We start from the raw sequence: 22730 nt of genomic DNA on the forward strand, positions 1-22730 counted from the left end.
GCCACTTCTGCCACCGCGTCGCCGTCATGTACCTCGGCAAGATCGTCGAGATCGGCGACCGCGACGACATCTACACCCGCCCCCAACACCCCTACACCCGCGCTCTGCTGTCCGCCATCCCCGACGTCACCGCCCTCGGCCCCGCCGGACGCATCCGGCTCACCGGAGACGTCCCCACCCCACTCAACCCACCATCCGGCTGCCGCTTCCGCACCCGCTGCTGGAAAGCCCAGGACCACTGCGCCAGCGAAGAACCCGCCCTCACCACCCGCGACGACGGCCGGCAACTCACCGCCTGCCACTACCCGGAGCGCGGAGCGCTGTCCCAAGCCAAGGACGCCGTGGTGGATTGAACCGCCGCCGACCCACCCAGCCCCACCCCCGCACACCGGCCGCCCCGACATGGGAGTTCGCCACCAGCTGGGTGTAACCGCCCCGCAGCGGGGTAGCCCGGCGGAATGGAGCTGGTCGAGGAGTCGCCGTACCGGTTCCGGATCGACCGGCACGACCCGATGCGGGTCCCGGGCGTGGTCTTCGCGTCCCGGTCGCTGTTGCCGGACGCCCGGGCGGACAAGTCGCTGGACCAGGTGGCCAACGTGGCCACCCTGCCCGGCATCGTCGGCGCCTCGTACGCCATGCCCGACGTGCACTGGGGTTACGGCTTCCCGATCGGCGGGGTCGCCGCCACCGACGTCGAAGCCGGTGGGGTGGTTTCGCCCGGTGGAGTCGGCTTCGACATCTCCTGCGGCGTGCGGCTGCTCGCCGCGAGCCTCGACCGCGCCGACCTGCAGCCCCGCCTCGACGCGCTGATGGACGGCCTGAGCGACGCCACCCCGCGCGGCATGGGCAAGGGCGCGGTCTGGCACCTGACCGACGACACGGAGCTCGACGGAGTGCTGCGCGGCGGCTCCCGGTACGCCGTCGAGCGCGGCTACGGGGTGCAGCGGGACCTGGACCGGTGTGAGGACTACGGCGCGGTCGGCGACGCGAACCCGGCCCAGGTGAGCGAGCGGGCGGTGCAGCGGGGCGCGGGCCAAATCGGCAGTCTCGGCTCGGGCAACCACTTCCTCGAGGTGCAGGCCGTGGCGGAGGTGTACGACGAGCCGGTGGCCGACGCGTTCGGGCTGCGGACCGGGCAGGTCTGCGTGATGATCCACTGTGGCTCGCGCGGCCTCGGCCACCAGATCTGCACCGACTACGTCCACGCCATGGAGAAGGTGATGCCCGGGTACGGCATCCACGTGCCCGACCGGCAGCTCGCCTGCGCGCCGGTGTCGTCGCACGAGGGGCGGGCGTACCTCGGCGCGATGGCCGCCGCAGCGAACTACGCGCGGGCCAACCGGCAACTGCTGCACCACGCCGCCCGGCAGGTCTTCGAGCGGGTCACCGGGAGCGACCTGAGCCTGGTGTACGACGTGTCGCACAACCTCGCGAAGATCGAGACCCACGGCGTCGACGGCGACCAGCGGCGACTCTGCGTGCACCGCAAGGGCGCGACCCGGGCGTTGCCGCCGGGCCACCCCGAACTGCCGGACGACCTGCGCCCGGTCGGGCAGCCGGTGCTGATCCCCGGGTCGATGGGGACCGACTCGTACGTGCTGGTCGGTACGCCGGGGGCACCCGCGTTCGCGTCCACCTGCCACGGCGCCGGCCGTACCCAGAGCCGCAAGCAGGCCACCAAGGCGGTACGCGGGCATGACCCGCGCCAGGAACTGGAGGCGCAGAACATCGCCGTACGGGGCAAGTCCCGGCGGGGGCTGGCCGAGGAGATGCCGGCGGCGTACAAGGACATCAACGCCGTCATCGAGGCCACCGAGGGGGCCGGACTCTGCCGGCGGGTGGCCCGGCTCGTCCCGGTCGGCGTGGTGAAGGGCTGACCCTCCGCCTCGGCTGCGCGCCACTGGTCAGACGTCCAGCGTCACCGCGCAGGACCAGCCGTCCCGGTCGGGGCCGAAGCGCAGCTCGTGCAGGGCAACCGCCTTCGGGACCGCACCGACCAGCTCCACCGCGTCGGTGTCGACCATCCACCACCGCACCAGCAACCCGCCGCCGTCGGCCGATCGCACCTCGGTGGCCAGCGGCAACACGCCCGCCGTATCCAACCGGAAGATCACTTCATCGAGGACGGCGACCAGTAGTTCCTCGTCGTCGCCGGGCGGCACGGCGAATCGCGTTTCGGCCGTCGCGTCCGCCGTCGCGCCGGCCGTGTCGACGAAGGTGTCGAGCATCGCGGCGACCGCCTCGGCCACGCACCCTTCCCGGTCCGGCGCCCACGCCTCGATCCGCACGTCGGCGGTGTGCGGGATGTTCCGGTGCCCCCGCGCCGGTCGTCGCTCCATGCCCCGATCATGCCGCCACCGGTCGGCTGTCCAACGGGTTTTGTCGCATCGCCCGGCTAGTGTGCCGGGCATGATCGCTGATGACTCCGACGCGGTGACCGTCACCTTCCTGCGCATGATGCGGGCCGTCCTGCGTGCCGAGAAGGTCGGCGAGGACACCCTCGGCCGCACCGTCGAGCTGGCCCGGCACTGGGGCACCAGCGCCGACGCGGAGCTCGCGGCCGCGCTGCGCGAGCTGCACGGTGAGCCGGTCGACACCGACGATCCCCGTCCGGTCGCGGACGAGGCGATCTCCCTCGCCGCCGAGAGCGGCCTGCTGCCCGAGCGTCACCCGCGCGGCGCGGCGACCGCCCGGTTCGCCGCGAACGCCCGCCGGCTGCGCACCGGCGAGATCAGCCCGGCCGAGTGCCACGAGATCCTGCACGCCGACGATCCGAGGCACGGAGACCCCGACTCCTGACGCCCGCGCGGCGCTCAGCTGCGGGGCGCGGCGGGTGCCGCCCCGGCCCGTGGCCGGCGACCCATCCGGCGCTGCCGCCGGGAGCATCCCTCAGCCGGCCGCCGCCCACGCCACGGGGAAGACCGGCGCGTCGGCGGTCAGCACCGCCGTCCGGGCCGACGTCCGCCACACGTCCGCCAGGGCCGACGACAGCTCCGCGAGCATCCGGGGCACCGCCTCCGCCGCGCCGTCGTGCAGCGCCTCGACGACCACCAGCACCTCGGCGGTGTCGTCGCGGACCGCCGACCAGCCGCTCTGCCGGTGGGTCCAGCGCCGGGAGTGCGCCCGGCCGGCGGAGTCGGCGAAGATCACCTCGCCGGGCTCGGGGCGCTCGTCGTCGCCACCGCCGAGGGCCAGGTAGGTTTCCTCGCCGGTGGCGGGCCGCACCGCCAGGTCGCCGGCGATCCGCTCGACGTCGAGGACGGCCACCGGCACGGCGTACCCGAGGGACAGCGCGTTGCCCAGGTCGACCAGCGGATGCAGGCCGGGCAGCGCGCCGTCGCGCCGGAAGCGGCGCAACAGCGACTCGGCCGCGCACCGGTAGCGGGTCGGCGGCAGCCCCATCCGCGCGAAGGCCCGTCGCCACGCCTGGATCTCCGGGAAGCCGCCCTCGGGCCCGGCCGCGAGCCTGGCCCCGGCGGCGTCCGCGTGCCGGGCGAGCAGCGGACCGACGTCGACGGCCGGGGTGACGCCGGTGGCGTGCAGGACGCCGCAGACCAGCTCGGGGAAGGCCGACCACACCTGCGGGGCGTGCCGGAAGTTCACGGGAGGCTCCTATCGGGCGGTGAGGGCCAGGCCGAGGCCCAGCGCGAGGAAGCTGCCGGCGAAACCACGGCGCAGCAGCGCGGTCAGCCGGGGCCGGGCGAGGACCCGACGCCGCAGCGTGCCGGCCAGCACACCGATGCCGGCGAAGGCGGCGAGCGTGATCAGCATGAAGACCACGCCGTGCAGCAGCATCCGGCTGGTGGCCGAGGGCGCGTCCGGAGGCACGAACTGTGGCAGGAACGCCACGAAGAACACGGTCACCTTGGGGTTGAGCAGGTTCACCAGCACCCCGTCGCGGATCACCCGGGCGGCCGACCGGGGCGGGCGGCGCTCGTCGAACGGCAGCGGGCCCCGGTCGCGTAGCGCGGACCAGGCCATCCACAGCAGGTACGCCACACCCAGCCAGGTCACCGCCCGGAACGCCGGGGTGCCGGGGCGCAGCACGGCGGCCAGGCCGGTGACCGCCGCCGCCAGATGCGGCACGAGGCTGATCGTGCAGCCCAGCGCGGCTACCAGCGCGGCGCGGCGACCCGCGGACAGCGCGGTGGAGAGCGTGTACACCACCCCGGTGCCCGGGGTGGCCACCACGACGATCGTGGTCAGCAGGAAGGCGATGCTCACGCGATCCAGCCTGCGGCCATAATGGCCCCGTGGACAGGGCCAAACCTTCACCGCCTGCGGAGTCCATAACGGCCGGTGCCGACTTCCTCCAGCTCGACGTGGGCGAGGCCCCGCCCGGCGGGCGCGCCGCCTGGCTCGCCGCCCGGCTACGAGCGGCCATCGCCGACGGCCGGGTGCCCGTGGGCGCCCGCCTGCCGCCCAGCCGGGTCCTCGCCGTCGAGCTGGGCGTCTCCCGGGGCGTGGTGACCGAGGCGTACCAGCGGCTCACCGAGGACGGGCACGTGGTGGGGCGCGGCCGGGCCGGCACCGTCGTGGTGGCCACGCCCGCCGCGGTGGTCACCCCCGCGCCGCGGCCACCCGAGCGGGCCGAGGTGTTCACCGGCCGGCCGGGCACCGACGTCTTCGACGCGCTGCGTACCGCCCCGGCGGAGCTCGACCTGACACCCGGCGTACCGGATCTGGCGGCCTTTCCCCGCGCGGCCTGGCTGCGCGCGGAACGCGCGGTGCTGCACCGCCTCGCGCCCGCCGCCTTCGGGTACGGCGACCCGACCGGCGCGCCCGCCCTGCGGCTGGCGGTCGCCACCTGGTTGGCCCGCAACCGGGGCATCCGGGTCGACCCGGCCGAGGTGGTGATCGTCGCCGGGGTGTCCCAGGCGCTCGGCCTGCTCGCCCAGGTGCTGCACGCCGACGGGGTGCACACCGTGGCCGTGGAGGACCCCGGCTCCCTCGGCGTACGCCAGCACCTGCGTAACTGGCGGCTGGACACCCCGCCCGTGCCGGTGGACGAGCACGGGCTGCGGGTGGACCGGCTGGAGGCGAGCGGGGCCCCGGCGGTGATGCTCACCCCCGCGCACCAGTTCCCGACCGGGGTGGTGCTGGACGGCGACCGGCGCCGCCGGCTGCTGCGCTGGGCGCAGCGGGGCGGCCTGGTCATCGAGGACGACTACGACGCCGAGCACCGCTACGACCGCCCGCCGGTGCCGGCGCTGCGGAGCATGCTTCCGGAGCAGGTCTGCTACGCCGGCAGCGTCTCGAAGCTGCTCGCCCCGGCCCTGCGGATCGGCTGGGTGCTGGTGCCGGCGCGGCACCACGCCGCGCTGGTGGCCGCCAAGCGGATGGCCGACCTCGGCAACGCGGCCCTGCCTCAGCTGGTGCTGGCGGAGCTGATGGACTCCGGGGCGCTGGAACGCCACCTGCGGCTGCTGCGTCGCCGGCACGTACGCCGCCGGGACGCGATGATCCGCGCCGTCCGCGACCACCTGCCCGGAGCGGTCGTGCACGGCGCCGCGGCCGGCCTGCACCTGCTGGTCACCCTGCCCGGCGGCGTCGACGACGTCGCGCTGGCCGCCGGGGCGCTGCGCCGGGGCGTCAAGGTGCAGCCGCTGTCCTGGCACGGGCAGCTTCCACAGCCACCCGGACTGGTCCTCGGCTACGCCGCCAACCCGACCGGCGACATCGAGCGCGGCGTCGCCACCGTCGCCGCCACCCTGCGCACCCTCTCCTGACTCCCCACGGAAAGCCCCGGTGATCAAGGGGTTTGCGTCTGCGAGGAGATCGACACAGACGCAAACTCCTTGATCAACAGGGTCGGGGCCGGGGCGCGGGATGGTAGAGGGCGGCGAGGGCGGCGGCCGTGTCGGCGAGGCGGTCGCGCAGCGGGGCGGGGGAGAGCACCTCCACCTCGGCGCCGAGCCGCAGCAGGTCGCCGTGGGCGTGGGTGAGCGACTCGATCGGGATGACGGCGTGCACCCAGCCGGCCTGGTCGGGTGGGCCGGCGGTGGCGTCCACCGCGGCGACCACCGGCTCTGCGGCGATCTCCCGCAGCCGTTCCCGGCCGCGCGGGGAGAGCCGGACGGTCGCCTCGTCCCGGTGCAGCCGGGCCCGGAAGTCCGCCACGTGCGCCCGCCACCAGCCGGGCAGGTCGAACTCGGGCCGGTCGAACGGCTCGTCGAGCGGGGTCAGGTCGAGGATCTGGTTGATCCGGTAGGTGGCCGGTTCGGCCCGGTCCGGCCGGGCCGCCACCACGTACCACCGGCCGCCCTTGAGCACCAGGCCGTAGGGCTCCAAGACCCGGGTCACCTCGCCGGTCCAGCTGCGGTAGCGGACCCGGATCCGGTGCTGGCGCCACACCGCCTCGGCGGTGGGCGCGAGATGCGGCGACGGGTCGCCGTCGGAGTACCAGCCGGGGGTGTCCAGGTGGAAGCGCTGTTCGAGGCGGGCGGCCCGGTCGGCGAGCGGGGGCGGCAGCGCGGCCCGCAGCTTGAGCTGGACGGCGGCGACGACCGACTGGTAGCCCAGCTCGGCGGCGGGTCCGGGCAGCCCGGCGAAGAGCAGCCGGTCGGCCTCCTCGGCGGTGAGCCCGGTCAGCCGGGTCCGCCAGCCGTCGACGAGCTGGTAGCCGCCGGCGTGGCCGGCCTCGCCGTACAGCGGGATGCCGGCGGCGTGCAGCGCCTCGACGTCCCGGTACACGGTGCGGACCGAGACCTCGAGGCGGCGCGCGAGCTCGGCGGCGGTGAGCCGGCCGTCGGCCTGGAGCAGCAAGAGGATCGACAGAAGACGGCTGGCCCGCATTCCACTGACAATAGCTGTCAGGGGAGCCCGCCTACCCTCCCGGACATGCCCTTTCACGACAAGGAACTGACCGTGCCGGGAGCCGTCGAGATCGCCGGCCGGCACGTCAAGCGCTACCACATCGACCAGCCGGACCGCCGCCTCGAACCGGAGGTGGTCGAGGCCGCGCACGCGTACCTGCCGAAGCTGCTGCCCGAGCCGGACGGCGGCACCCCGCCGGCGAGCTGGGTGGTGCTGCACCGGGGCGCGGACAGCGGCGCGTACCTGCTGGCGTACAGCTGGTTCTTCGACAACGTGGTGGAGTGCCGGATCGCGATCGCCGGCCAGCCCGCCCTGGACTGCCCGGACGACGACCCCGCGCACTTCGTCCCGCTGGACCGCCCCGGGGTGGGCTGCGTCTGGGAGTTGGGCGTGCTGGAGCACGAGCGGGCCGCCTGGGTGCGCCACCTGCTCGCGCCGGACCGGCCCGACCTGGCCGGCTACCTGGCCGACACCCGCGCCGAGGGGCCGGTGGGGCGCTGATGGGCGACTTCGACTTCCTCGTCGGCACCTGGACCGTCGCCAACCGGCGGCTGAGGCGGCGGCACGTCGGCAGCGACGACTGGGACGAGTTCCCCGGCACCACGGTGGCGCACCGGTTCTTCGACGGAGCGGGCAGCTTCGACGAGATCCGTTTCCCGACCCGGGGCTTCTCCGGGTCGACGGTGCGGATCCTCGACCCGTCGACCGGGCTCTGGTCGATCTACTGGATGAACAGCAAACGGGGGATCCTCGAACTGCCGCCCGTGGTGGGCCGCTTCGTCGACGGGGTGGGCACCTTCTACGCCGACGACACGGACGAGGGGCGGCCGGTCCGCTGCCGGTTCATCTGGTCCCGGATCACGCCGACCTCGTGCCGGTGGGAGCAGGCGTTCTCCACCGACGGCGAGCGCACCTGGGAGACGAACTGGACCATGGACTTCACCCGGGCCGGCTGACCGGCCGGGCCGGCGGCGCGGTGGTGCGGTAGATCGCCGTGAGCCAGACGTCGAGCAGCACGTCGACCACGTCCCGCTCGGCCACCGCCGGCCCGTCCCCGGCGAAGGTGGCGTACCACACCCGCTCGTTCATCGAGTTCAACGCGATGGCGAGGTCCCGGGCGGGCAGCCCGTCCGGGGCCGCGCCACGGCGGCGCTCGCTCTCGATGGCCGCCTCGACCGCGCGTACCCAGCGCTCCAGCACCTCGGCCCAGAGCCGGCGGACCTCGGCGTTGGTGCCGCGTACCTGCGCGCAGGCGAGCACCACCGCGCGGTGGCCGCCGAACGTGGCGTGGAACCGGGCGATCAGCTCCCGCCAGCGGGCCCGCGGGTCCTCGGCCAGCCGGTCCAGCACGTCACCGGCGGCGGCGTTCGCCTCCTCGGTGACCCGGTCGAGCAGCGCGAGCAGCACCGCGTCCTTGGACGGGAAGTAGAAGTAGAAGGTGGGCCGGGAGATGCCTGCGCCCCGGGCCAGGTCGTCGATGGAGATGTCGCCGAACGCCCGCTGGCCCAGCAGCCGCTCCGCGGTGGCGAGAATGGCCGTTTCCCGGTCGTCGCCGATCGAGCGGCCCGGCCGCCGGCCGCGCGTCGGCGCGGTCCCGGTCGGTGTACGGGCGGCGGTCATGTCGGCTGATGCTACCCCGGTCGACACCATGTCGAGCGCACTCGACGGCGTGTTGACTGGCCTCGACGGGGGTGGCTAGTGTCCGCTTCACTGCCGCCCGAACGGAGGACGCCATGGTCGACCACGTCGACGTCCTCATCGTCGGTGCCGGGCTCTCCGGCATCGGCGCCGCCGTCCACCTGCGACGCAACTGCCCGGGCAAGACCTATGCGGTGCTCGAGGCGCGGGACGCCGTCGGCGGCACCTGGGACCTGTTCCGCTACCCGGGCGTCCGCTCCGACTCCGACATGTACACCCTCGGCTACTCGTTCAAGCCGTGGACCGACCCGAAGGCGATCGCCGACGGCGACGCCATCCGGGAGTACGTGCGCGAGACCGCCCGGGAGTTCGGGGTGCGGGAGCACATCCGCTTCCATCACCGGGTGGTGCGCGCCGAGTGGGACAGCGGCACCGCCCGCTGGACCGTGCACGCCCGCCGCCACGACACCGGCGAGGACGTCGTCCTCACCTGCGCGTTCCTGTTCGTCTGCGCCGGCTACTACCGCTACGACGCCGGCTACACGCCCGAGTTCCCCGGCGTCGACCGGTACGCCGGCCGGCTCGTGCACCCGCAGCACTGGCCGGCGGACCTCGACTGGACCGGCAAGCGGGTGGTGGTGATCGGCAGCGGCGCGACCGCGGTCACCCTGGTCCCGGCGCTGGCGGAGCGGGCCGCCCACGTCACCATGCTCCAGCGCTCACCCACGTACGTCATCGCGCTGCCCTCGCGCGATCCGCTCGCCGACGCGCTGCGGCGCTGGCTCCCCGCGAAGGCCGCGTATCCGGTCGTGCGCTGGAAGAACGTGCTGCTGGGGGTGGTCAACTTCCAGCTCAGCCGGCGGGCCCCCGGCCTGGTGAGGACGTTCCTGCGCCGGGCCGCCCAGGGCAGGCTGCCGGTCGGGTACGACATCGACCGGCACTTCTCGCCCCGCTACAACCCCTGGGACCAGCGGCTCTGCGTGGTGCCCGACGGCGACCTCTTCACCGCGGTCAGCGCGGGGCGGGCCGCCGTGGTCACCGACACCGTCGACACCTTCACCGAGCACGGCATCCGGCTCGGCTCGGGCGAGGAGCTGCCCGCCGACGTCATCGTCACCGCCACCGGTCTCAACCTGCTCGCCCTCGGCGGGATGACCGTGACCGTGGACGGCGCCGAGGTGGACCTGGCCGGCACCGTCGCCTACAAGGGCATGATGCTCTCCGGCGTGCCGAACTTCGCCCTGACCATCGGCTACACCAACGCGTCCTGGACGCTCAAGGCCGACCTCGTCGCCACGTACGTCTGCCGGCTGCTGCGCCACCTCGACGCCACCGGCCAGCAGATCGTCACCCCGGTCGCGCCCGACACGGGGGAGCTGGCGCCACTCATCGACCTGAAGTCCGGGTACGTGCTGCGCGCCGCCGACCGGCTCCCGAAGCAGGGGCCGAGGGCCCCCTGGCGGCTGTACCAGAACTATCCCCGGGACGTGCTGCTGATGCGCCACGGCCGGCTCACCGACTCCGGCGTGCGCTTCTCCCGGGCCGGCGCGCCCGCCGCCGACAGCCTCGACGCCGCACAGCCGACCACGCCCGTCACCTGACCGAGAGGATTACCCCGGATGCGTGACTTCGTCTTCCCCGGCGGCACCGCGGTGGTGACCGGCGCGGCCAGCGGCATCGGCGAGGCCCTCGCGCACGGGCTGGCCCGCCGCGGCACCGACCTGGTCCTGCTCGACCGGGACGCCGGCCGGCTCGACGCGGTGGTCGCCGCGATCCGCGCCGCCCACCCCGACCGGCGGATCGACGCCCACCTGGTCGACCTCGCCGACGCCGACGCCACCGACCGGGTGGCGGCCGAGCTGCGCCGGCGGCATCCCCGGATCCGGCTGCTGGTCAACAACGCCGGGGTGGCGCTGGGCGGCCGGTTCGACCAGGTCACCCTGGACGAGTTCCTCTGGGTCATCGAGATCAACTTCCGGGCCGTGGTCCGGCTGACCCACGCGCTGCTGCCCGCGCTCAAGGCCGAGCCGGGCGCCCACCTGGTCAACGTCTCCAGCCTGTTCGGGCTGATCGCGCCCGCCGGGCAGGCCGCGTACTCGGCCAGCAAGTTCGCCGTACGCGGCTTCACCGAGGCGCTGCGGCACGAACTGGTCGACGACGGTGTCGGGGTCACCTCGGTGCACCCCGGCGGCATCCGGACCCGGATCGCGGCCAGCGCCCGGCTGGGCAGCGGCGTGCCCCGCGCGGAGTTCGAGACCGGCCGCGAGCAGTTCGAGAAGCTGCTCACCATCGACCCGGCGAAGGCCGCCGAGGTGATCCTTCGCGGCGTGCAGCGCCGCCGGGGGCGGGTGCTGATCGGCTGGTCGGCGAAGCTGCCCGACCTGCTGGCCCGGCTCGCCCCCGCCTCGTACGGGAAGGTCCTGGCGGCGGTGATGAACCGCAACGCCGCCCGGGTGCCGGCGCCGCGTCCCGCCCCGGAGTCCGTCGCGCCCGAGCCGGGGCGGCCGGCATGACCCTCGCCCTGCCGCCCGCCGACGAGCTGACCGTGGCCGGCCGGCGGGTCCGTTGCCGGGTCACCGGCGACGGCCCGCCGGTGGTGCTGCTGCACGGCATCGGCCGCACCCTCGACGACTTCGCCGCCCAGCACGAGCTGCTGGCCCGCGACCACCGGGCGGTCAGCGTGGACCTGCCCGGCCACGGCGGTAGCGCGCCGCTGGACCCGCCGCACACCCTGCCCGCCCTGGCCGCGGCGGTCGCCGAGACCCTGGACGCCGCCGGGGTCACCGGCCCCGCGCACCTGGTGGGCAACTCCCTCGGCGGGGCGGTGGCGATGCGGCTCGCCGCCGACGATCCGGGCCGGGCGGCGAGCCTGGTGCTGGTCAACAGCGCCGGCTTCGGCCGGGAGGTCACCGTCGCGCTGCGGCTGCTCGCGCTGCGCCCGCTGGGGCGGCTGCTGCTGCGCCCGCACCCGGTGGTCGCCCGGCGCACCGAGCGGGCCATCTTCCACGATCCGGCGTACGTCACCGAGGAGCGCGTCGCCACCGCCCTCGCGGTGGCCCGGCAGCCGCACGCCGCCCGGGTGATGCTGGAGCTGGTCCGCAGCCTGGGCACCTGGCGGGGCGTACGGCCGCAGTGGCGCGAGGAGCTGCTGGCCGCCGTGGCCGCGCTGGACCTGCCCACGCTGGTCGTCTGGGGCGACCGGGACCGGATCCTGCCGGCCACCCAGCTGGCGAACGCCCGCGCCCGGCTACCGAGGGCCCGTTGCCACCTGTTTCCGGACACCGGGCACATGCCGCAGATCGAGCGGGCCGCGGCGTTCCACGCCCTGGTCACCGAGTTCTGGTCGCACCCCGCTGCCGGATAGCGGGCCCGGTGCGGCGCTTCACCCCCGGAACTGCTCCTCGACGAGCGCCAGCAGGGCGCGGTGCGTGTCGTGGTCCGCGGCCACCAGCAGCCCGCCCGCGCCGGTGTGCAGCGGCTGGCCGTCGATGCCGGTCACCACGCAGCCGGCGGCCCGGCACAGGGCGATCCCGGCGGCGAAGTGCACGCTGTCCCGAAGCTGGCCGTCGGTCACGTACGCCGCGCGCCGGCCGGCGGCGACCCAGGCGACCGCGAGGGTCGTGGAGACCACCCGCGGCCGGAACCGCGCCACGAACTCCGGGTGCGCGAGCAACCGGACGGCCCGGAACGCGGGGCCGTTCGGGAACGGCGGGTCGAGGTTGACGTCCACCAGGCCTGTCTCGGCGGACGGCGTGAGCCGCTCGTCCACCCCGTCGCGGCGCACCTGGGCCGGGCCGCCGTCGGTCCAGAACACCTCACCGGCGAACGGATCGGCCGACGCGGCCACCGTGGCCCCGGCGTCCGATCCGGTCCGCAGGGCCACGTTCACGGCGACCAGAGGCATCCGCGCCGCGAAGTTCAGGGTGCCGCACAGCGGGTCGACCAGCCAGGTCCGCTCGGCGTCGTCGGCGCCGGTGCGTCCGCTCTCCTCCCCGTGCACCGCGTCGTCGGGCCGCGCGGCCCGGATGACGTCGAGGATCGTCTGTTCCGCCTCGATGTCGGCAGCGGTGGCGAAGTCGCCCCCGGACTTGTCCACGCGGGCGAGCGGTGTGCCGTACCGGGCACGCACGACAGCGGCGCCGGCCTCCGCCGCCGCGATCGCCACGTCGCGATCCATGATCGACATGGCTGGGAGCATAGAGCGCTTGCGACCCGCGTTGATTCGGGGAGTCCGCCAGGTGCGGGAGGGCCCCCGGGTGGGAAGACGACGGTCATGGCCGAGGTGACCCTCCTGCTCGCCGGTGACGTGATGACCGGCCGGGGCGTGGACCAGATCCTGCCGCACCCGGGGCCGCCCGAGCTGCGGGAGCCGGCCGTCACCGACGCCCGCCGCTACGTCGAGCTGGCGGAGTCCGTCAACGGTCCGGTGCCGCGACCGGCCCCGCCCGGGTGGCCGTGGGGCGAGGCCCTGCGCCTGCTGGACGCGCTGCGCCCGGACGTCCGGATCGTCAACCTGGAGACGTCGGTGACCGGCCGCGGCGAGTACGCCCCCGGCAAGGGCATCCACTACCGGATGCACCCGGGAAACCTGGCCTGCCTCACCGCCGCCCGGCTCGACGTGTGCGCGCTGGCCAACAACCACGTCCTCGACTTCGGCCCGACCGGGCTCACCGACACCCTCGACGCCCTGCGCGCGGCGGGCGTGTCGACGGCCGGCGCCGGCCGGGACGCGGACGAGGCGTGGCGGCCGGCGCTGGTGCCGCTTGCCGGCGGCCGGCGGCTGCTCGTCTGGTCGGTGGGTGCCCCCTCCAGCGGCGTGTACCCGCAGTGGGCTGCGGCCGAAGGGCGGCCCGGGGTGGCGTACCTGGACGTCTCGGCGGCGTCGGCCGGGGCGCTGGCCGAGCGGGTCGCCCGGGAGGTCAGGCCCGGGGACCTGGTGGTGGTCTCGGTGCACTGGGGCTCGAACTGGGGGTACGACGTGCCGGACGAGCACGTCCGGTTCGCGCACACGCTGATCGACGCCGGGGTGCACCTGGTGCACGGCCACTCGTCGCACCATCCGCGCCCGATCGAGCGGTACCGGGGGCGGCTCGTGCTGTACGGCTGCGGCGACCTGATCGACGACTACGAGGGGATCGGCGGGCAGGAGTCCTACCGGCCGGAGCTGCGGCTGCTGCACCTGCCCACGCTCGACGCGGAGTCCGGTGAGCTGCGCCGGCTGCGCCTGGCGCCGGTGCGGGCGCGGCGGATGCGACTGGAGGTGGCCACCCCGGAGGAGGCCCGCTGGCTGGCGGACCTGCTCGACGGGCTCGGCGCGTCCTGTCGGACCCGGTTCGTGCTCGCCGACGACGGCCTGATCGCCCTGCGCCCGGACTGAGCCGCGTTCACGGCAGACGGCAACTGACCAAGATCCGCAGACAGCGCTGGCCGGCACCCCGTGTTCAGGGGTGCCGGCCAGCGGCGTGTTCGTGTTCTGCTGGTGGTCAGCTGTTCCAGTACTGGGCGACCAGGTCGGCGGCCTGCTGCTCCCACTGCGCGTAGGCGTCCGGGTAGGCCGACACCTGCACCGTCTGGGCGGCCTTGGTCAGCGGCATGTCCTGCCACCCGTCGACCTGCTTCAGACCCTTCAGGAACGCGGTGGTCGAGTACTCCGGATCCGTGATCTGCTCCGGCGTGCCCCAACCCGAGGTCGGGCGCTGCTGGAACAGGCCCAGCGAGTCATGGTCGTTCTTGTCGCCGAGGTGGCCCAGGTTCTCCAGCTTCGACTCCTGCAGGCTCGTGGCGATCGAGATCACGGCGGCGCGTTCGGGCATGCCCGCCTTCTTCGTCGCGGCGATGATCGCCTTCGCGTTCCCGGCCTGCTCGCCGTTCAGGTCGATGTGCGACTGGGCGCCCTGCACACCATGCGGAATCAGCTTCGCCTGATCCACGGCCGGCTTGTCGGCCTGCACGGCGGTGGCCGGGGCGGCGTGCACGGGCTCTGCAGCGTGAGCGGCGATCGGGCCGGCGAACACACCACCGGTGAACGCCAGACCAGCAACACCAAGAACCGTCTTCCGCAGCAGCATCGAGTTCATGACCAAAGCTCCATTCGGGGGTTGGCGCACACAGCCCATGAGGGGTGGACCGGGCACGCAAGCACCACGTCAGGCGCTCAAAAGAAGGGGGAAAGTCTCGGGGGATCCAGCGGCTCGCGGGGCGGGGGATCGCCTCTCCGCGGCGCCGGGACCATGTGTAACGACCGACCGCCCGCCAACATTCCGGGGGGGCACCGGCCACCCGCCATCACCCGCCGGCGGGGGCCTTCCTCGGCCGTGCACCCGTGTTCAACGACCCCCGGCCGGCCGCCATTCCGGCCGGCGGATGCCACCGGCCACACCCACAAACGGGACATACGCACCACCGTGCCCGGACAGCCGAACACGCACCCCGGCTGATCCACTCCATGGGGCGCACACCGCGGTATCCGACACCCCGGATACCGCCACATCCCGCACACCGAGTCGATCACCGTCAGGACCAGCGCGGACACACCCCCGGAAACGCCACACGGCCGTACAAGGCGCAGAAGGCGCGCAGGCCGCGCCTCCGGACGGCGAACGCCCACGACACGGGTGTGGCCCGCCGTGACCGGCGCAGGGATCAAGCCTGACCGCCCGGAGCCGGGCACGGCGGGCCACACCCCAACCGCAACCACCCACGCACCGCCACGCACACCCCAAACCGCAACCACCAAGGCACCCCAGGCCACACCCGGAACCGCAACCGAAGACAGACCAGGCCGGCCCCCGGGAAGGGACCGGCCGGTCAGTCAGGAAGAACGGGAACTCACCAGACCTGCTGGACGATGTCCGCCGCCTGGTCCTCCCACTGGGCGTACGCGTACGGGTAGGCGGACACCTGCACCGTCTGCGCGGCCGTGGTCAGCGGCAGGTCCTGCCAGCCGCCGACGTTCTTCAGCGCGTTGAAGAACGCCTTCGAGGCGTAGTCCGGGTCGGTGATCTGCTCGGACGTACCCCAACCCGACGACGGGCGCTGCTGGAACAGGCCTTCCGAGTCGTGGTCGTTGTACGCGCCGAGGTGGCCGATGTTGTACAGCTTCGACTCCTGCAGCGACGTGGCGACGCCGATGACGGCGCCCCGCTCGCCCACGCCGGTCTCCTTGGCCGCCTCGACGATGGCCTTAGCGTTGGCGATCTGCGCGTCGTCGAGCGGGATGCGCGACTGCGCGCCCTCGACGCCGTGCGGGACGAGCTTGTCCCGGCTGGGCGCGTTGGCCTTGGCGGGTACCTTGTCGGCACCGGTGGTGAGGTCGGACTTGACGGTGGCCAGCTGCTTGCCGGTGGCCAGGTCGATCGCGGCGACGGCGCCGGTGTGCGGGCCGGTGGTGACCGGTGCGGCGACGGCGCTGGGACCGAACGCCAGGCCGCCGAGGAAGGCCACACCCGCGACGCTCAGCGCGGCCTTGCGCTGCGGGGTCTTGTTGATGGTGCTGGTGATGGTGGGGAGCCACCGGTTGACGAGCTCGGCCGTGCGGTGCGAGGTCTGGGCGATGGCCGGGAGCCATCGAGTGAAGTGATGCTTCACGATGGTTGCCCTTTCGATCGTTACGACACGCTCCGGGGTGAGCGGGCCTCGGGGGAACTACCGGCTGGTACGGGTTTACGCGCCGCCGGTCCAGGGAACGTAACCAGCTTGCCGTGTCGGTCATTCCGGATATGCCGGAGTGCCGACCGGCTGCGGCCCAGGTCACCTGGCATACCGGGCGGCCGGGCCACTGCGTACCCGAGGGGATGGACCACCCGAAAGGGCCGGACGCCGCGGCGGTGCTCAATCGGCGGCGGGCGTGCCGAACCGGACGAGAACGTGCCAGAGCTGCTTGAGGTGCTGAAGCGTGACGTCGACCGGACCCCGGTCGGCCCATCGTTCCGGCTCCCGCACCACCGACGCGGCGGCGCGGCCGATGAGCGCGGCGTGGACCGGCTCTCCCGGGCGGCCGAACTCCGCGTGCACCCGGGCGGCGAGCGGCGGGATGGCCGGGCCCCGGAACTCCGCGTCGACGGCGTCGACCGGCAGCTCGAATCCCCCGTGCCAGCGCAGCGGAAAGCCGTGCCGGCTGGCGATTCCGGCGAGGATCCGACCGGCGTCGGTGCCCCGGAAGGAGGGGTCGACCACGAGCGCCTCGACGTCCCGGGCGAGACTCAGCTCGCCGTGGATCTGGGCCTCGACGTAGTCGTCCAACGCGCGCCCGGCCGCGGCGGATTCCCGCTCGCGGCGGCGTAGCAGCGTACCCAGCAACCTGCCGGTGTCCATGCCGGCCGCCCCGAGGCAGACGCCGGTGCCTGCCGTGGCGTCGAGCAGCGCGGCGAGCACCGGCTCGAACACCTCGAGGGTGCCGTGGTCCTTGGGTTGGGTGTGGGTGTCACCGAAGGTGAAGGTGGCCCGAGCCAGGACTTCGGGGCGCAGCCGCAGGTGGCAGGAGCCGAACCGGGGGCAGGCGCCGTCGGGGTGGTCGAGCAGGTTCAGGCCGCCATACTTCGGGCGTTCCCCGGGGAGCACACCCGGCCGCTGGTACGCCCCGCCGAACAGCGCGGCCTCCCAGCGGTCGCGGTCGCCGCCGGGGAAGGCGGTCAGCCCGCCGTTGGAGATGCCCGTCTCGAACTGACTGCGGTAGACGCCGTCCTGGTCCAGCGCCTCAGCCACCGTACGGCCGTCGCCCAGCAGGCGATCCGGGTGGAAGTTGAGCGTCAGCCGGCCGTGCGCGGCCACCGCCGCGATGATCTCCTCCGCCTGGTACGCCGTACCCGGGCCGGCCAGGTGCCGGGCGATGGTGGTGAGGGCCACCGGGCGGTCTCGGAGTGCGACGTGACGGACGTGGCGCAGCGCGGCGGCCTGCGCCGGGGTCAGGGCGGGCGCGGTGGCGGGGTCGGGCACGGGCGCGACGCTATCAGCGCCCGGGTATCCGCGCGCAGCCGCATTTCCAGCGGACGGACGCGATCGCCAGCGGTCAGGCGTCCGTGCCGAAGCCGTCCAGGGCGGCCCGCTCCGCCGGGTCACACAGCTCCTGGAACACGGTCAGGTGCAGCCCCGCCGGGGCATCGAGGCGGGCGTTGAGGGACCGCCACGGGGTGACCGTCGGCGGGGCGACCACGGTGGCGCCCGCGGCGACCAGGCGTTCGGTCACCGCCCGGCTGTCCTCCACTTCGAACGCCACCCGCAGGCGCGGTGCGACCTGCCGGCCGACCTCCACCTCGTCGATCATCCGCTTCTGCGCGGGGTTCGCCAGCTCCAGGGTGGCCCGACCGGCCTCCAGGATCACCACCCGCGCGTCGCCGTCGCCCGAATACGCCGCCTGCTCGGGCAGGCCCAGGGCGTCGCGGAAGAAGGCGACCGCCGCGTCGTAGTCGTCGGCCTCGACGACGAGGCGCAGCTGGCGTACGGTCGGCGGCTGGTCGTTCCCCGGTACGGTCATGACCGCCGATCCTAGTTCCCAGTCGCGGCGCCGAGCCGGGCGAGGAAGCAGGCGTTGCCCGGTGTGGTGGCAAGCTGGTGCAGCAGCCGTTCCAGGGCCGGCTGACGGTCCATCTGGGACAGCGCTGATCGCAGGCCCCGCAGGCGATGCCGCTCGGCCTCGGTGAGCAGCAGCTCCTCCCGTCGGGTGCCGGACCCCCGGACGTCGACGGCCGGATAGGTGCGCCGGTCGGCCAGGGTGCGGTCCAGCCGCAGCTCGGCATTGCCGGTGCTCTTGAACTCCTCGTGGATGAGCGTGTCGGCGGCCGAGCCGGTCTCCACCAGCGTGGAGGCGACGATCGTCAGCGAGCCGCCCTCCTCGACGGCCCGGGCCGCGGCGAGCAGCCGTTTCGGCGGGTTGAGCGCGGCCACGTCCACTCCACCGGAGAGGGTACGGCCGCCGGAGCGAACGCAGAGGTTGTAGGCGCGACCCAGCCTGGTCAGCGAGTCGAGCAGCACGACCACGTCCTGCCCCAGCTCGACCAGGCGCTTCGCCCGCTCGATCGCCAGCTCCGCCACCGTGGTGTGGTCCTGCGGCGGACGGTCGAACGTGGCCGCGACGACCTCGCCCTTCACCGACCGAGAAAAGTCGGTGACCTCTTCCGGCCGCTCGTCGACCAGCACCACCATCAGGTGGCACTCCGGGTTGTTGCGGGTGATCGCGTTCGCGATCTCCTGCAGCACCATCGTCTTACCGGCCTTCGGCGGCGAGACGATCAGCGCCCGCTGGCCCTTGCCGATCGGCATCACCAGGTCGATCACCCGGGTGGTCAGGATGTGCGGCTCGGTCTCCAGCCGCAGCCGCTCCTGCGGGTACAGCGGGGTCAGCTGGTAGAACTCCGGCCGGCGCCTCGCCTCCTCCGGCTCCATCCCGTTGACGGTGTCGAGCCGGACCAGCGGAGTGTGCCGGCCACGGCGGGGGGTGGCGGCGACCGCGCCGGTGACGAGGTCGCCGCGGCGCAGACCGTACCGGCGCAGCTGGGCGGGTGGGACGTACGCGTCCGCGGCCGAGGGCAGGTAGCCGGCGACCCGGATCAACGCGTGATCGTCGACGGTGTCGACGATGCCGGTGACCGGGACCGGCGCCGAGGTGTCGATGCTGTTCATCGGATGCCTTTCGCGGGGCGGTCGCCTTTCGGGCGACGGCGGGTGATCGGTGGGCGGAGCAGGTGGCGGCGCCCGAGCGCCGGATCGGACACCCGCGCCGGCGGCGCGGACGGCGGGACGGCATCCCGGGCCGGTCGGCGTCGACGGAGAAGGTCGGGAACGTTGCCGATCTGGCGGGCCGGGTCACCGGCGCAGCCTCGGCGGCGGCCTGGTCCGGGCCACGCCGCCGGCCGCCCGGGTCGCCGACGAGCGCCCGCAGAGGCGGGTGGCGGGACGGAACTCCGACCGGTGCGAGAGGCCGGAAACGGCGAGCCCAACGCCGTGTCAATCGGCTCAGCAGCGCCGGGCACCACGCTCGCTCGACGGCTGTCGGCGGCGGGATTCGCGCTCCGCGCGGCCGTCGGTGCTGCCGCTGACGCGACGGGCGACGGCAGATCGGGCGGAGGGTAAGGAACACCGGGTGGCGCTGCGCGCCGGCATCCAGGTCCACCGGAAGGTTAACCCGACGGCGTCCGACGGGCAAGCCCGTCGCGGCCGAGTCGGCGGGTCAGCTCAACCCCCGGGCTGGCGTTACGGTGAGGGGCGCGTCAACCGGAAACGCGAGCACGTGACCGGAACCGGGCTGACGCCTACCACCGTGGCTGGCGCATCTCCGGCTGCGCCTGCTGCTGACCGAAGGATGCCGTGTGGACGACGTGGAGTACGCGCTGCGCCCGGTCGGCCGGGTCGAGTCCCCGCTGACCGATCCGGCGATGGCACCGAAGCAGGGCGACGAGGGTGCACCGGAGGCGTGGCTGGTGTTCGACGCGGCGTACGCCCCGGCGCTGCGTGGCCTGGGACCGGGCGCGGACGTGCTGGTGCTGACCTGGCTGGACCGGGCCCAACGGGACGTGCTCGTGGTGCACCCGCGCGGCGACCGGTCCCGGCCGGAGGCCGGGGTGTTCGCCACCCGCTCGCCGCACCGGCCGAACCCGATCGGTTTGCACCGGGTCCGGGTGCGGGAGGTGGCCGGCCTGCGGATGCGGGTGGCCGACCTGGAGGCGGTGGACGGCACGCCCGTACTCGACGTCAAGCCGGTGCTGGACGGCGAGCGCTGAGCCCGGCGGCGCCCGACCGGGTCGGCGACCCGGTCGGGCGGTCGGCTCAGTGGCCCCGGGCGATCCACTCGTCGAGGTGCGGCGCCTCGGCGCCGATGGTGGTGTCGTCGCCGTGTCCGGTGTGGACCACGGTCTCCGGCGGCAGGGTGAGCAGCCGGGTCCGGATCGACTCGATGATGGTGCCGAAGTCGCTGTAGGAACGGCCGGTGGCACCCGGGCCGCCGGCGAACAGGGTGTCGCCGGTGAAGACCGCGCCCAGCTCGGGGGCGTGCAGGCTGCACGCGCCGGGGCTGTGGCCGGGGGTGTGCAGCACCCGCAGGGTGGTGCCGCCGACCGGTACGGTCTGGCCGTCGGTCAGTTCCCCGTCCGGCGGGACGTCGGGGTGGACCAGATCCCAGAGCACCCGGTCGGCGGGGTGCAGCAGCACCGGGGCGCCGACCGCCCGGGCCAGCTCGGGTGCGACGCGTACGTGGTCGTCGTGGGCGTGGGTGGCCAGGATGGCGACCACCCGGCGGTCGCCGACGACCCGGCGGATGGCGGCCACGTCGTGCGGCGCGTCGACGACCACGCATTCGCTGTCGTCGCCGATCACCCAGACGTTGTTGTCGACGTCGAAGGTCTGCCCGTCGAGGGAGAACGTGCCGGAGGTGACGGTGTGGTCGACGCGGGCGGTCACGGGAAGACCACCACCGAGCGGAGCACGTCGCCGTGGTGCATCCGGGTGAACGCCTCCTCGACCTGGTCGAGGGCGATCTCCTCGGTGACGAACGCGTCCAGGTCGAGGCGGCCCTGCTTGTACAGCTCGGTGAGCATCGGGAAGTCGCGGCTGGGCAGGCAGTCGCCGTACCAGCTGGACTTGAGCGCGCCGCCGCGACCGAAGACGTCCAGCAGCGGCAGCTCGATTTTCATGTCCGGGGTGGGTACGCCCACCAGCACGACCGTGCCGGCCAGGTCCCGGGCGTAGAAGGCCTGCTTCCAGGTCTCCGGGCGGCCCACCGCGTCGATCACCACGTCGGCGCCGAAGCCGCCGGTGGCGGCGCGGATCGCCTCGACCGGGTCGTCCTCGGAGGCGTTGACGGTGTGGGTGGCGCCGAACTTGCGGGCCCAGTCGAGCTTACGGGAGTCGGTGTCCACCGCGATGATCGTCGTCGCCCCGGCCAGGGCCGCGCCGGCCACCGCCGCGTCGCCGACGCCACCGCAGCCGATCACCGCGACCGAGTCGCCCCGGGTCACCTGGCCGGTGTTCATGGCCGCGCCGAGGCCGGCCATCACCCCGCAGCCGAGCAGCCCGACGGCGGCGGGCCGGGCGGACGGGTCGACCTTGGTGCACTGGCCGGCGTGCACGAGGGTCTTCTCGGCGAACGCGCCGATGCCGAGGGCGGGGGTGAGTTCGGTGCCGTCGGTGAGGGTCATCTTCTGTGCGGCGTTGTGCGTGTTGAAGCAGTACCAGGGGCGGCCCCGGCGGCAGGCCCGGCACTGCCCGCAGACGGCCCGCCAGTTGAGCACCACGAAGTCGCCGGGAGTCACGTCGGTGACCCCCTCCCCCACCTGCTCGACGACGCCCGCGGCCTCGTGCCCCAGCAGGAACGGGTAGTCGTCGGTGATGCCGCCCTCGCGGTAGTGCAGGTCGGTGTGGCAGACCCCGCAGGACTGGACGCGGACCACCGCCTCGCCCGGCCCCGGGTCGGGCACCACGATCGTGGTGACCTCCACCGGCGCACCCTTGCGCCGCGACACGACTCCCCGGACTTCCTGGCTCACGGTTCCTCCCGTCTGTGCCGGTCTCCGTACTCCCGTGAACCTACCGCCGATCACCGTGCCGGCCCACCTGCGCGCGGCGGGTTAGCCGGCGCGTCGCGGGGTACGCGGTCCCCCGGTTCTCCGGCACGGACGGGAGTGATCATGAAGCTGACTCATGCGCCGCTGCGGGTCGCCGTCGGGGCGTTCATCCTGAATTCCGGGCTCAGCAAGCGGAGCCTGGAGGGCGAGGCCGCCGCCGGAGTGCACGGCATGGCGGTCGGGGCGATTCCGCCGTTGCAGCAGTTCGAGCCGGCTCGGTTCGCCAAGCTGCTGTCCCGGGCCGAGATGGCCCTGGGGGCCGCGCTGCTCGTCCCGTTCGTGCCGTCGCTGCTCGCCGGTGCGGGGCTGGCGGCGTTCGGCGCCGGCCTGGTGCAGCTCTACCTGAAGACGCCGGGGATGCGCGAGGCGAACAGCCTGAAGCCCACCCAGGCGGGCGTCGGCCTGGCCAAGGACGTCTGGCTGGTCGGGGCCGGGCTGACCCTGGTGCTGGACTCGTTGACCCACCGCCGTAGGCACGTCTGACCCGCCGCGAGCGCACGGCGGCGGCGCGGGGCGCGCGGGCGGGGCCACGGGCCGGCCCGGGGGATTCCGCGCCGCCCGGGTCCGGCGCGGCTGCCGGCCCCGGGTACGGGCGGTCAGCCGCCCGCCGGCGCGGGGACCGCGACGGCGGTGCGCTCGGCCGCGTGCCGGCGACGGGCGGCGTTGCGGCCGCGCCCTCCCCCTCCCCTCCGCCCGCGATCTTGCACATGCTGCCCGGACAGG

Annotated in this window: 24 protein-coding genes and 1 pseudogene; 12 read left to right on the top strand and 13 right to left on the bottom strand. The window is 74.2% G+C overall.

Features of this window, described 5'->3' with window-relative positions; all coding sequences use genetic code 11:
* On the top strand, positions 1 to 353 hold a 353-nt coding region (locus ABZ570_RS28425), incomplete at its 5' end, for an oligopeptide/dipeptide ABC transporter ATP-binding protein (RefSeq protein WP_358070144.1).
* Between the two features lie 105 nt (positions 354 to 458).
* Positions 459 to 1877 (top strand): RtcB family protein, encoded by a 1419-nt coding sequence (locus tag ABZ570_RS28430; protein WP_358070147.1) that lies wholly within the window; start codon positions 459 to 461, stop codon positions 1875 to 1877.
* A gap of 27 nt (positions 1878 to 1904) precedes the next feature.
* Here ABZ570_RS28430 and ABZ570_RS28435 read toward each other — a convergent pair whose 3' ends face one another.
* Positions 1905 to 2339, bottom strand: coding sequence for an archease (locus tag ABZ570_RS28435; protein ID WP_358070150.1), 435 nt, complete (start codon positions 2337 to 2339; stop codon positions 1905 to 1907).
* Positions 2340 to 2409: 70 nt separating this feature from the next.
* Between ABZ570_RS28435 and ABZ570_RS28440 the strand changes: the two genes are divergently transcribed.
* Positions 2410 to 2799, top strand: a complete 390-nt coding sequence (locus tag ABZ570_RS28440) for a hypothetical protein (RefSeq protein WP_358070153.1) — start codon at positions 2410 to 2412, stop codon at positions 2797 to 2799.
* 90 nt (positions 2800 to 2889) lie between these two features.
* Here ABZ570_RS28440 and ABZ570_RS28445 read toward each other — a convergent pair whose 3' ends face one another.
* On the bottom strand, positions 2890 to 3603 hold the full coding sequence (locus tag ABZ570_RS28445; RefSeq protein ID WP_358070156.1) for a phenylalanine--tRNA ligase beta subunit-related protein: 714 nt from the start codon (positions 3601 to 3603) through the stop codon (positions 2890 to 2892).
* A 9-nt stretch (positions 3604 to 3612) separates the two neighbouring features.
* Entirely contained in the window at positions 3613 to 4224 is a 612-nt protein-coding gene (locus ABZ570_RS28450) for a LysE family translocator (RefSeq protein ID WP_358070159.1), read from the bottom strand.
* Between the two features lie 29 nt (positions 4225 to 4253).
* On the opposite strand from ABZ570_RS28450, the gene ABZ570_RS28455 reads away from it, so the two are divergent.
* Positions 4254 to 5729 (top strand): PLP-dependent aminotransferase family protein, encoded by a 1476-nt coding sequence (locus tag ABZ570_RS28455; protein WP_358070162.1) that lies wholly within the window; start codon positions 4254 to 4256, stop codon positions 5727 to 5729.
* Positions 5730 to 5802: 73 nt separating this feature from the next.
* Here the strand turns inward: ABZ570_RS28455 and ABZ570_RS28460 are convergent, their stop codons facing one another.
* Positions 5803 to 6795: a transcriptional regulator gene (locus ABZ570_RS28460; RefSeq protein ID WP_358070165.1), complete on the bottom strand. Its 993-nt coding sequence runs from the start codon at positions 6793 to 6795 to the stop codon at positions 5803 to 5805.
* A 45-nt stretch (positions 6796 to 6840) separates the two neighbouring features.
* On the opposite strand from ABZ570_RS28460, the gene ABZ570_RS28465 reads away from it, so the two are divergent.
* Positions 6841 to 7317: a hypothetical protein gene (locus tag ABZ570_RS28465; protein WP_358070168.1), complete on the top strand. Its 477-nt coding sequence runs from the start codon at positions 6841 to 6843 to the stop codon at positions 7315 to 7317.
* Entirely contained in the window at positions 7317 to 7772 is a 456-nt protein-coding gene (locus tag ABZ570_RS28470; protein ID WP_358070171.1) for a hypothetical protein, read from the top strand. Before ABZ570_RS28465 ends, ABZ570_RS28470 begins: the two co-directional genes overlap by 1 nt.
* Here the strand turns inward: ABZ570_RS28470 and ABZ570_RS28475 are convergent.
* Entirely contained in the window at positions 7756 to 8436 is a 681-nt protein-coding gene (locus ABZ570_RS28475) for a TetR/AcrR family transcriptional regulator (protein WP_358070174.1), read from the bottom strand. The genes ABZ570_RS28470 and ABZ570_RS28475 overlap by 17 nt on opposite strands.
* A 113-nt stretch (positions 8437 to 8549) precedes the next feature.
* Here ABZ570_RS28475 and ABZ570_RS28480 point away from each other — a divergent pair, with 113 nt between their 5' ends.
* Genes ABZ570_RS28480 through ABZ570_RS28490 form a run of 3 tightly spaced genes read left to right on the top strand, consistent with a single transcriptional unit; the run spans position 8550 to position 11818 of the window.
* Positions 8550 to 10055 (top strand): NAD(P)/FAD-dependent oxidoreductase, encoded by a 1506-nt coding sequence (locus ABZ570_RS28480; protein ID WP_358070177.1) that lies wholly within the window; start codon positions 8550 to 8552, stop codon positions 10053 to 10055.
* 18 nt (positions 10056 to 10073) lie between these two features.
* Entirely contained in the window at positions 10074 to 10967 is an 894-nt protein-coding gene (locus ABZ570_RS28485) for an SDR family NAD(P)-dependent oxidoreductase (RefSeq protein WP_358070180.1), read from the top strand.
* Positions 10964 to 11818, top strand: a complete 855-nt coding sequence (locus ABZ570_RS28490) for an alpha/beta fold hydrolase (protein ID WP_358070183.1) — start codon at positions 10964 to 10966, stop codon at positions 11816 to 11818. The genes ABZ570_RS28485 and ABZ570_RS28490 overlap by 4 nt, the downstream gene beginning before the upstream one ends.
* An 18-nt stretch (positions 11819 to 11836) precedes the next feature.
* Here the strand turns inward: ABZ570_RS28490 and ABZ570_RS28495 are convergent, their stop codons facing one another.
* Positions 11837 to 12640 carry an inositol monophosphatase family protein gene (locus tag ABZ570_RS28495; RefSeq protein ID WP_358070186.1) on the bottom strand — a complete coding sequence of 268 codons (804 nt, stop codon included), beginning with the start codon at positions 12638 to 12640 and terminating at the stop codon, positions 11837 to 11839.
* 87 nt (positions 12641 to 12727) lie between these two features.
* On the opposite strand from ABZ570_RS28495, the gene ABZ570_RS28500 reads away from it, so the two are divergent.
* Positions 12728 to 13831 (top strand): CapA family protein, encoded by a 1104-nt coding sequence (locus ABZ570_RS28500; protein ID WP_358070189.1) that lies wholly within the window; start codon positions 12728 to 12730, stop codon positions 13829 to 13831.
* A 106-nt stretch (positions 13832 to 13937) separates the two neighbouring features.
* On the opposite strand, the gene ABZ570_RS28505 is transcribed toward ABZ570_RS28500, so the two are convergent.
* From ABZ570_RS28505 to rho, 5 genes and pseudogenes are all read right to left on the bottom strand, one after another.
* A complete protein-coding gene (locus tag ABZ570_RS28505; protein WP_358070192.1) occupies positions 13938 to 14531 on the bottom strand; it encodes a hypothetical protein in 594 nt (197 codons plus the stop codon).
* Positions 14532 to 15282: 751 nt separating this feature from the next.
* Positions 15283 to 16041 (bottom strand): hypothetical protein, encoded by a 759-nt coding sequence (locus ABZ570_RS28510; protein ID WP_358070195.1) that lies wholly within the window; start codon positions 16039 to 16041, stop codon positions 15283 to 15285.
* Positions 16042 to 16284: 243 nt separating this feature from the next.
* On the bottom strand, positions 16285 to 17388 hold the full coding sequence (locus ABZ570_RS28515; RefSeq protein WP_358070198.1) for a DUF3626 domain-containing protein: 1104 nt from the start codon (positions 17386 to 17388) through the stop codon (positions 16285 to 16287).
* Positions 17389 to 17461: 73 nt separating this feature from the next.
* Complete coding sequence (locus ABZ570_RS28520; RefSeq protein ID WP_358070201.1) at positions 17462 to 17926, bottom strand: VOC family protein; 465 nt, start codon at positions 17924 to 17926, stop codon at positions 17462 to 17464.
* An 11-nt stretch (positions 17927 to 17937) separates the two neighbouring features.
* Positions 17938 to 19044 (bottom strand): annotated as a pseudogene (gene rho, locus ABZ570_RS28525) (transcription termination factor Rho); the annotation flags it as partial.
* Between the two features lie 713 nt (positions 19045 to 19757).
* Here rho and tsaA point away from each other — a divergent pair.
* The gene (tsaA, locus tag ABZ570_RS28530; protein ID WP_358070204.1) at positions 19758 to 20168 is read left to right on the top strand and encodes a tRNA (N6-threonylcarbamoyladenosine(37)-N6)-methyltransferase TrmO; all 411 of its coding nucleotides are present in this window, start codon (positions 19758 to 19760) and stop codon (positions 20166 to 20168) included.
* Between the two features lie 46 nt (positions 20169 to 20214).
* On the opposite strand, the gene ABZ570_RS28535 is transcribed toward tsaA, so the two are convergent.
* Together ABZ570_RS28535 and ABZ570_RS28540 are read right to left on the bottom strand one after the other, a co-directional pair.
* Positions 20215 to 20844: an MBL fold metallo-hydrolase gene (locus ABZ570_RS28535; protein ID WP_358070207.1), complete on the bottom strand. Its 630-nt coding sequence runs from the start codon at positions 20842 to 20844 to the stop codon at positions 20215 to 20217.
* Positions 20841 to 21929, bottom strand: coding sequence for an S-(hydroxymethyl)mycothiol dehydrogenase (locus ABZ570_RS28540; protein WP_358070210.1), 1089 nt, complete (start codon positions 21927 to 21929; stop codon positions 20841 to 20843). The genes ABZ570_RS28535 and ABZ570_RS28540 overlap by 4 nt, the downstream gene beginning before the upstream one ends.
* Before the next feature lie 141 nt (positions 21930 to 22070).
* Between ABZ570_RS28540 and ABZ570_RS28545 the strand changes: the two genes are divergently transcribed.
* Positions 22071 to 22490, top strand: a complete 420-nt coding sequence (locus ABZ570_RS28545) for a hypothetical protein (protein ID WP_358070213.1) — start codon at positions 22071 to 22073, stop codon at positions 22488 to 22490.
* The last annotated feature ends 240 nt before the right edge of the window (positions 22491 to 22730 follow it).

Source organism: Micromonospora sp. NPDC007271 (assembly GCF_040634005.1).
In the GTDB taxonomy this organism is placed as follows: Bacteria; Actinomycetota; Actinomycetes; order Mycobacteriales; family Micromonosporaceae; genus Micromonospora.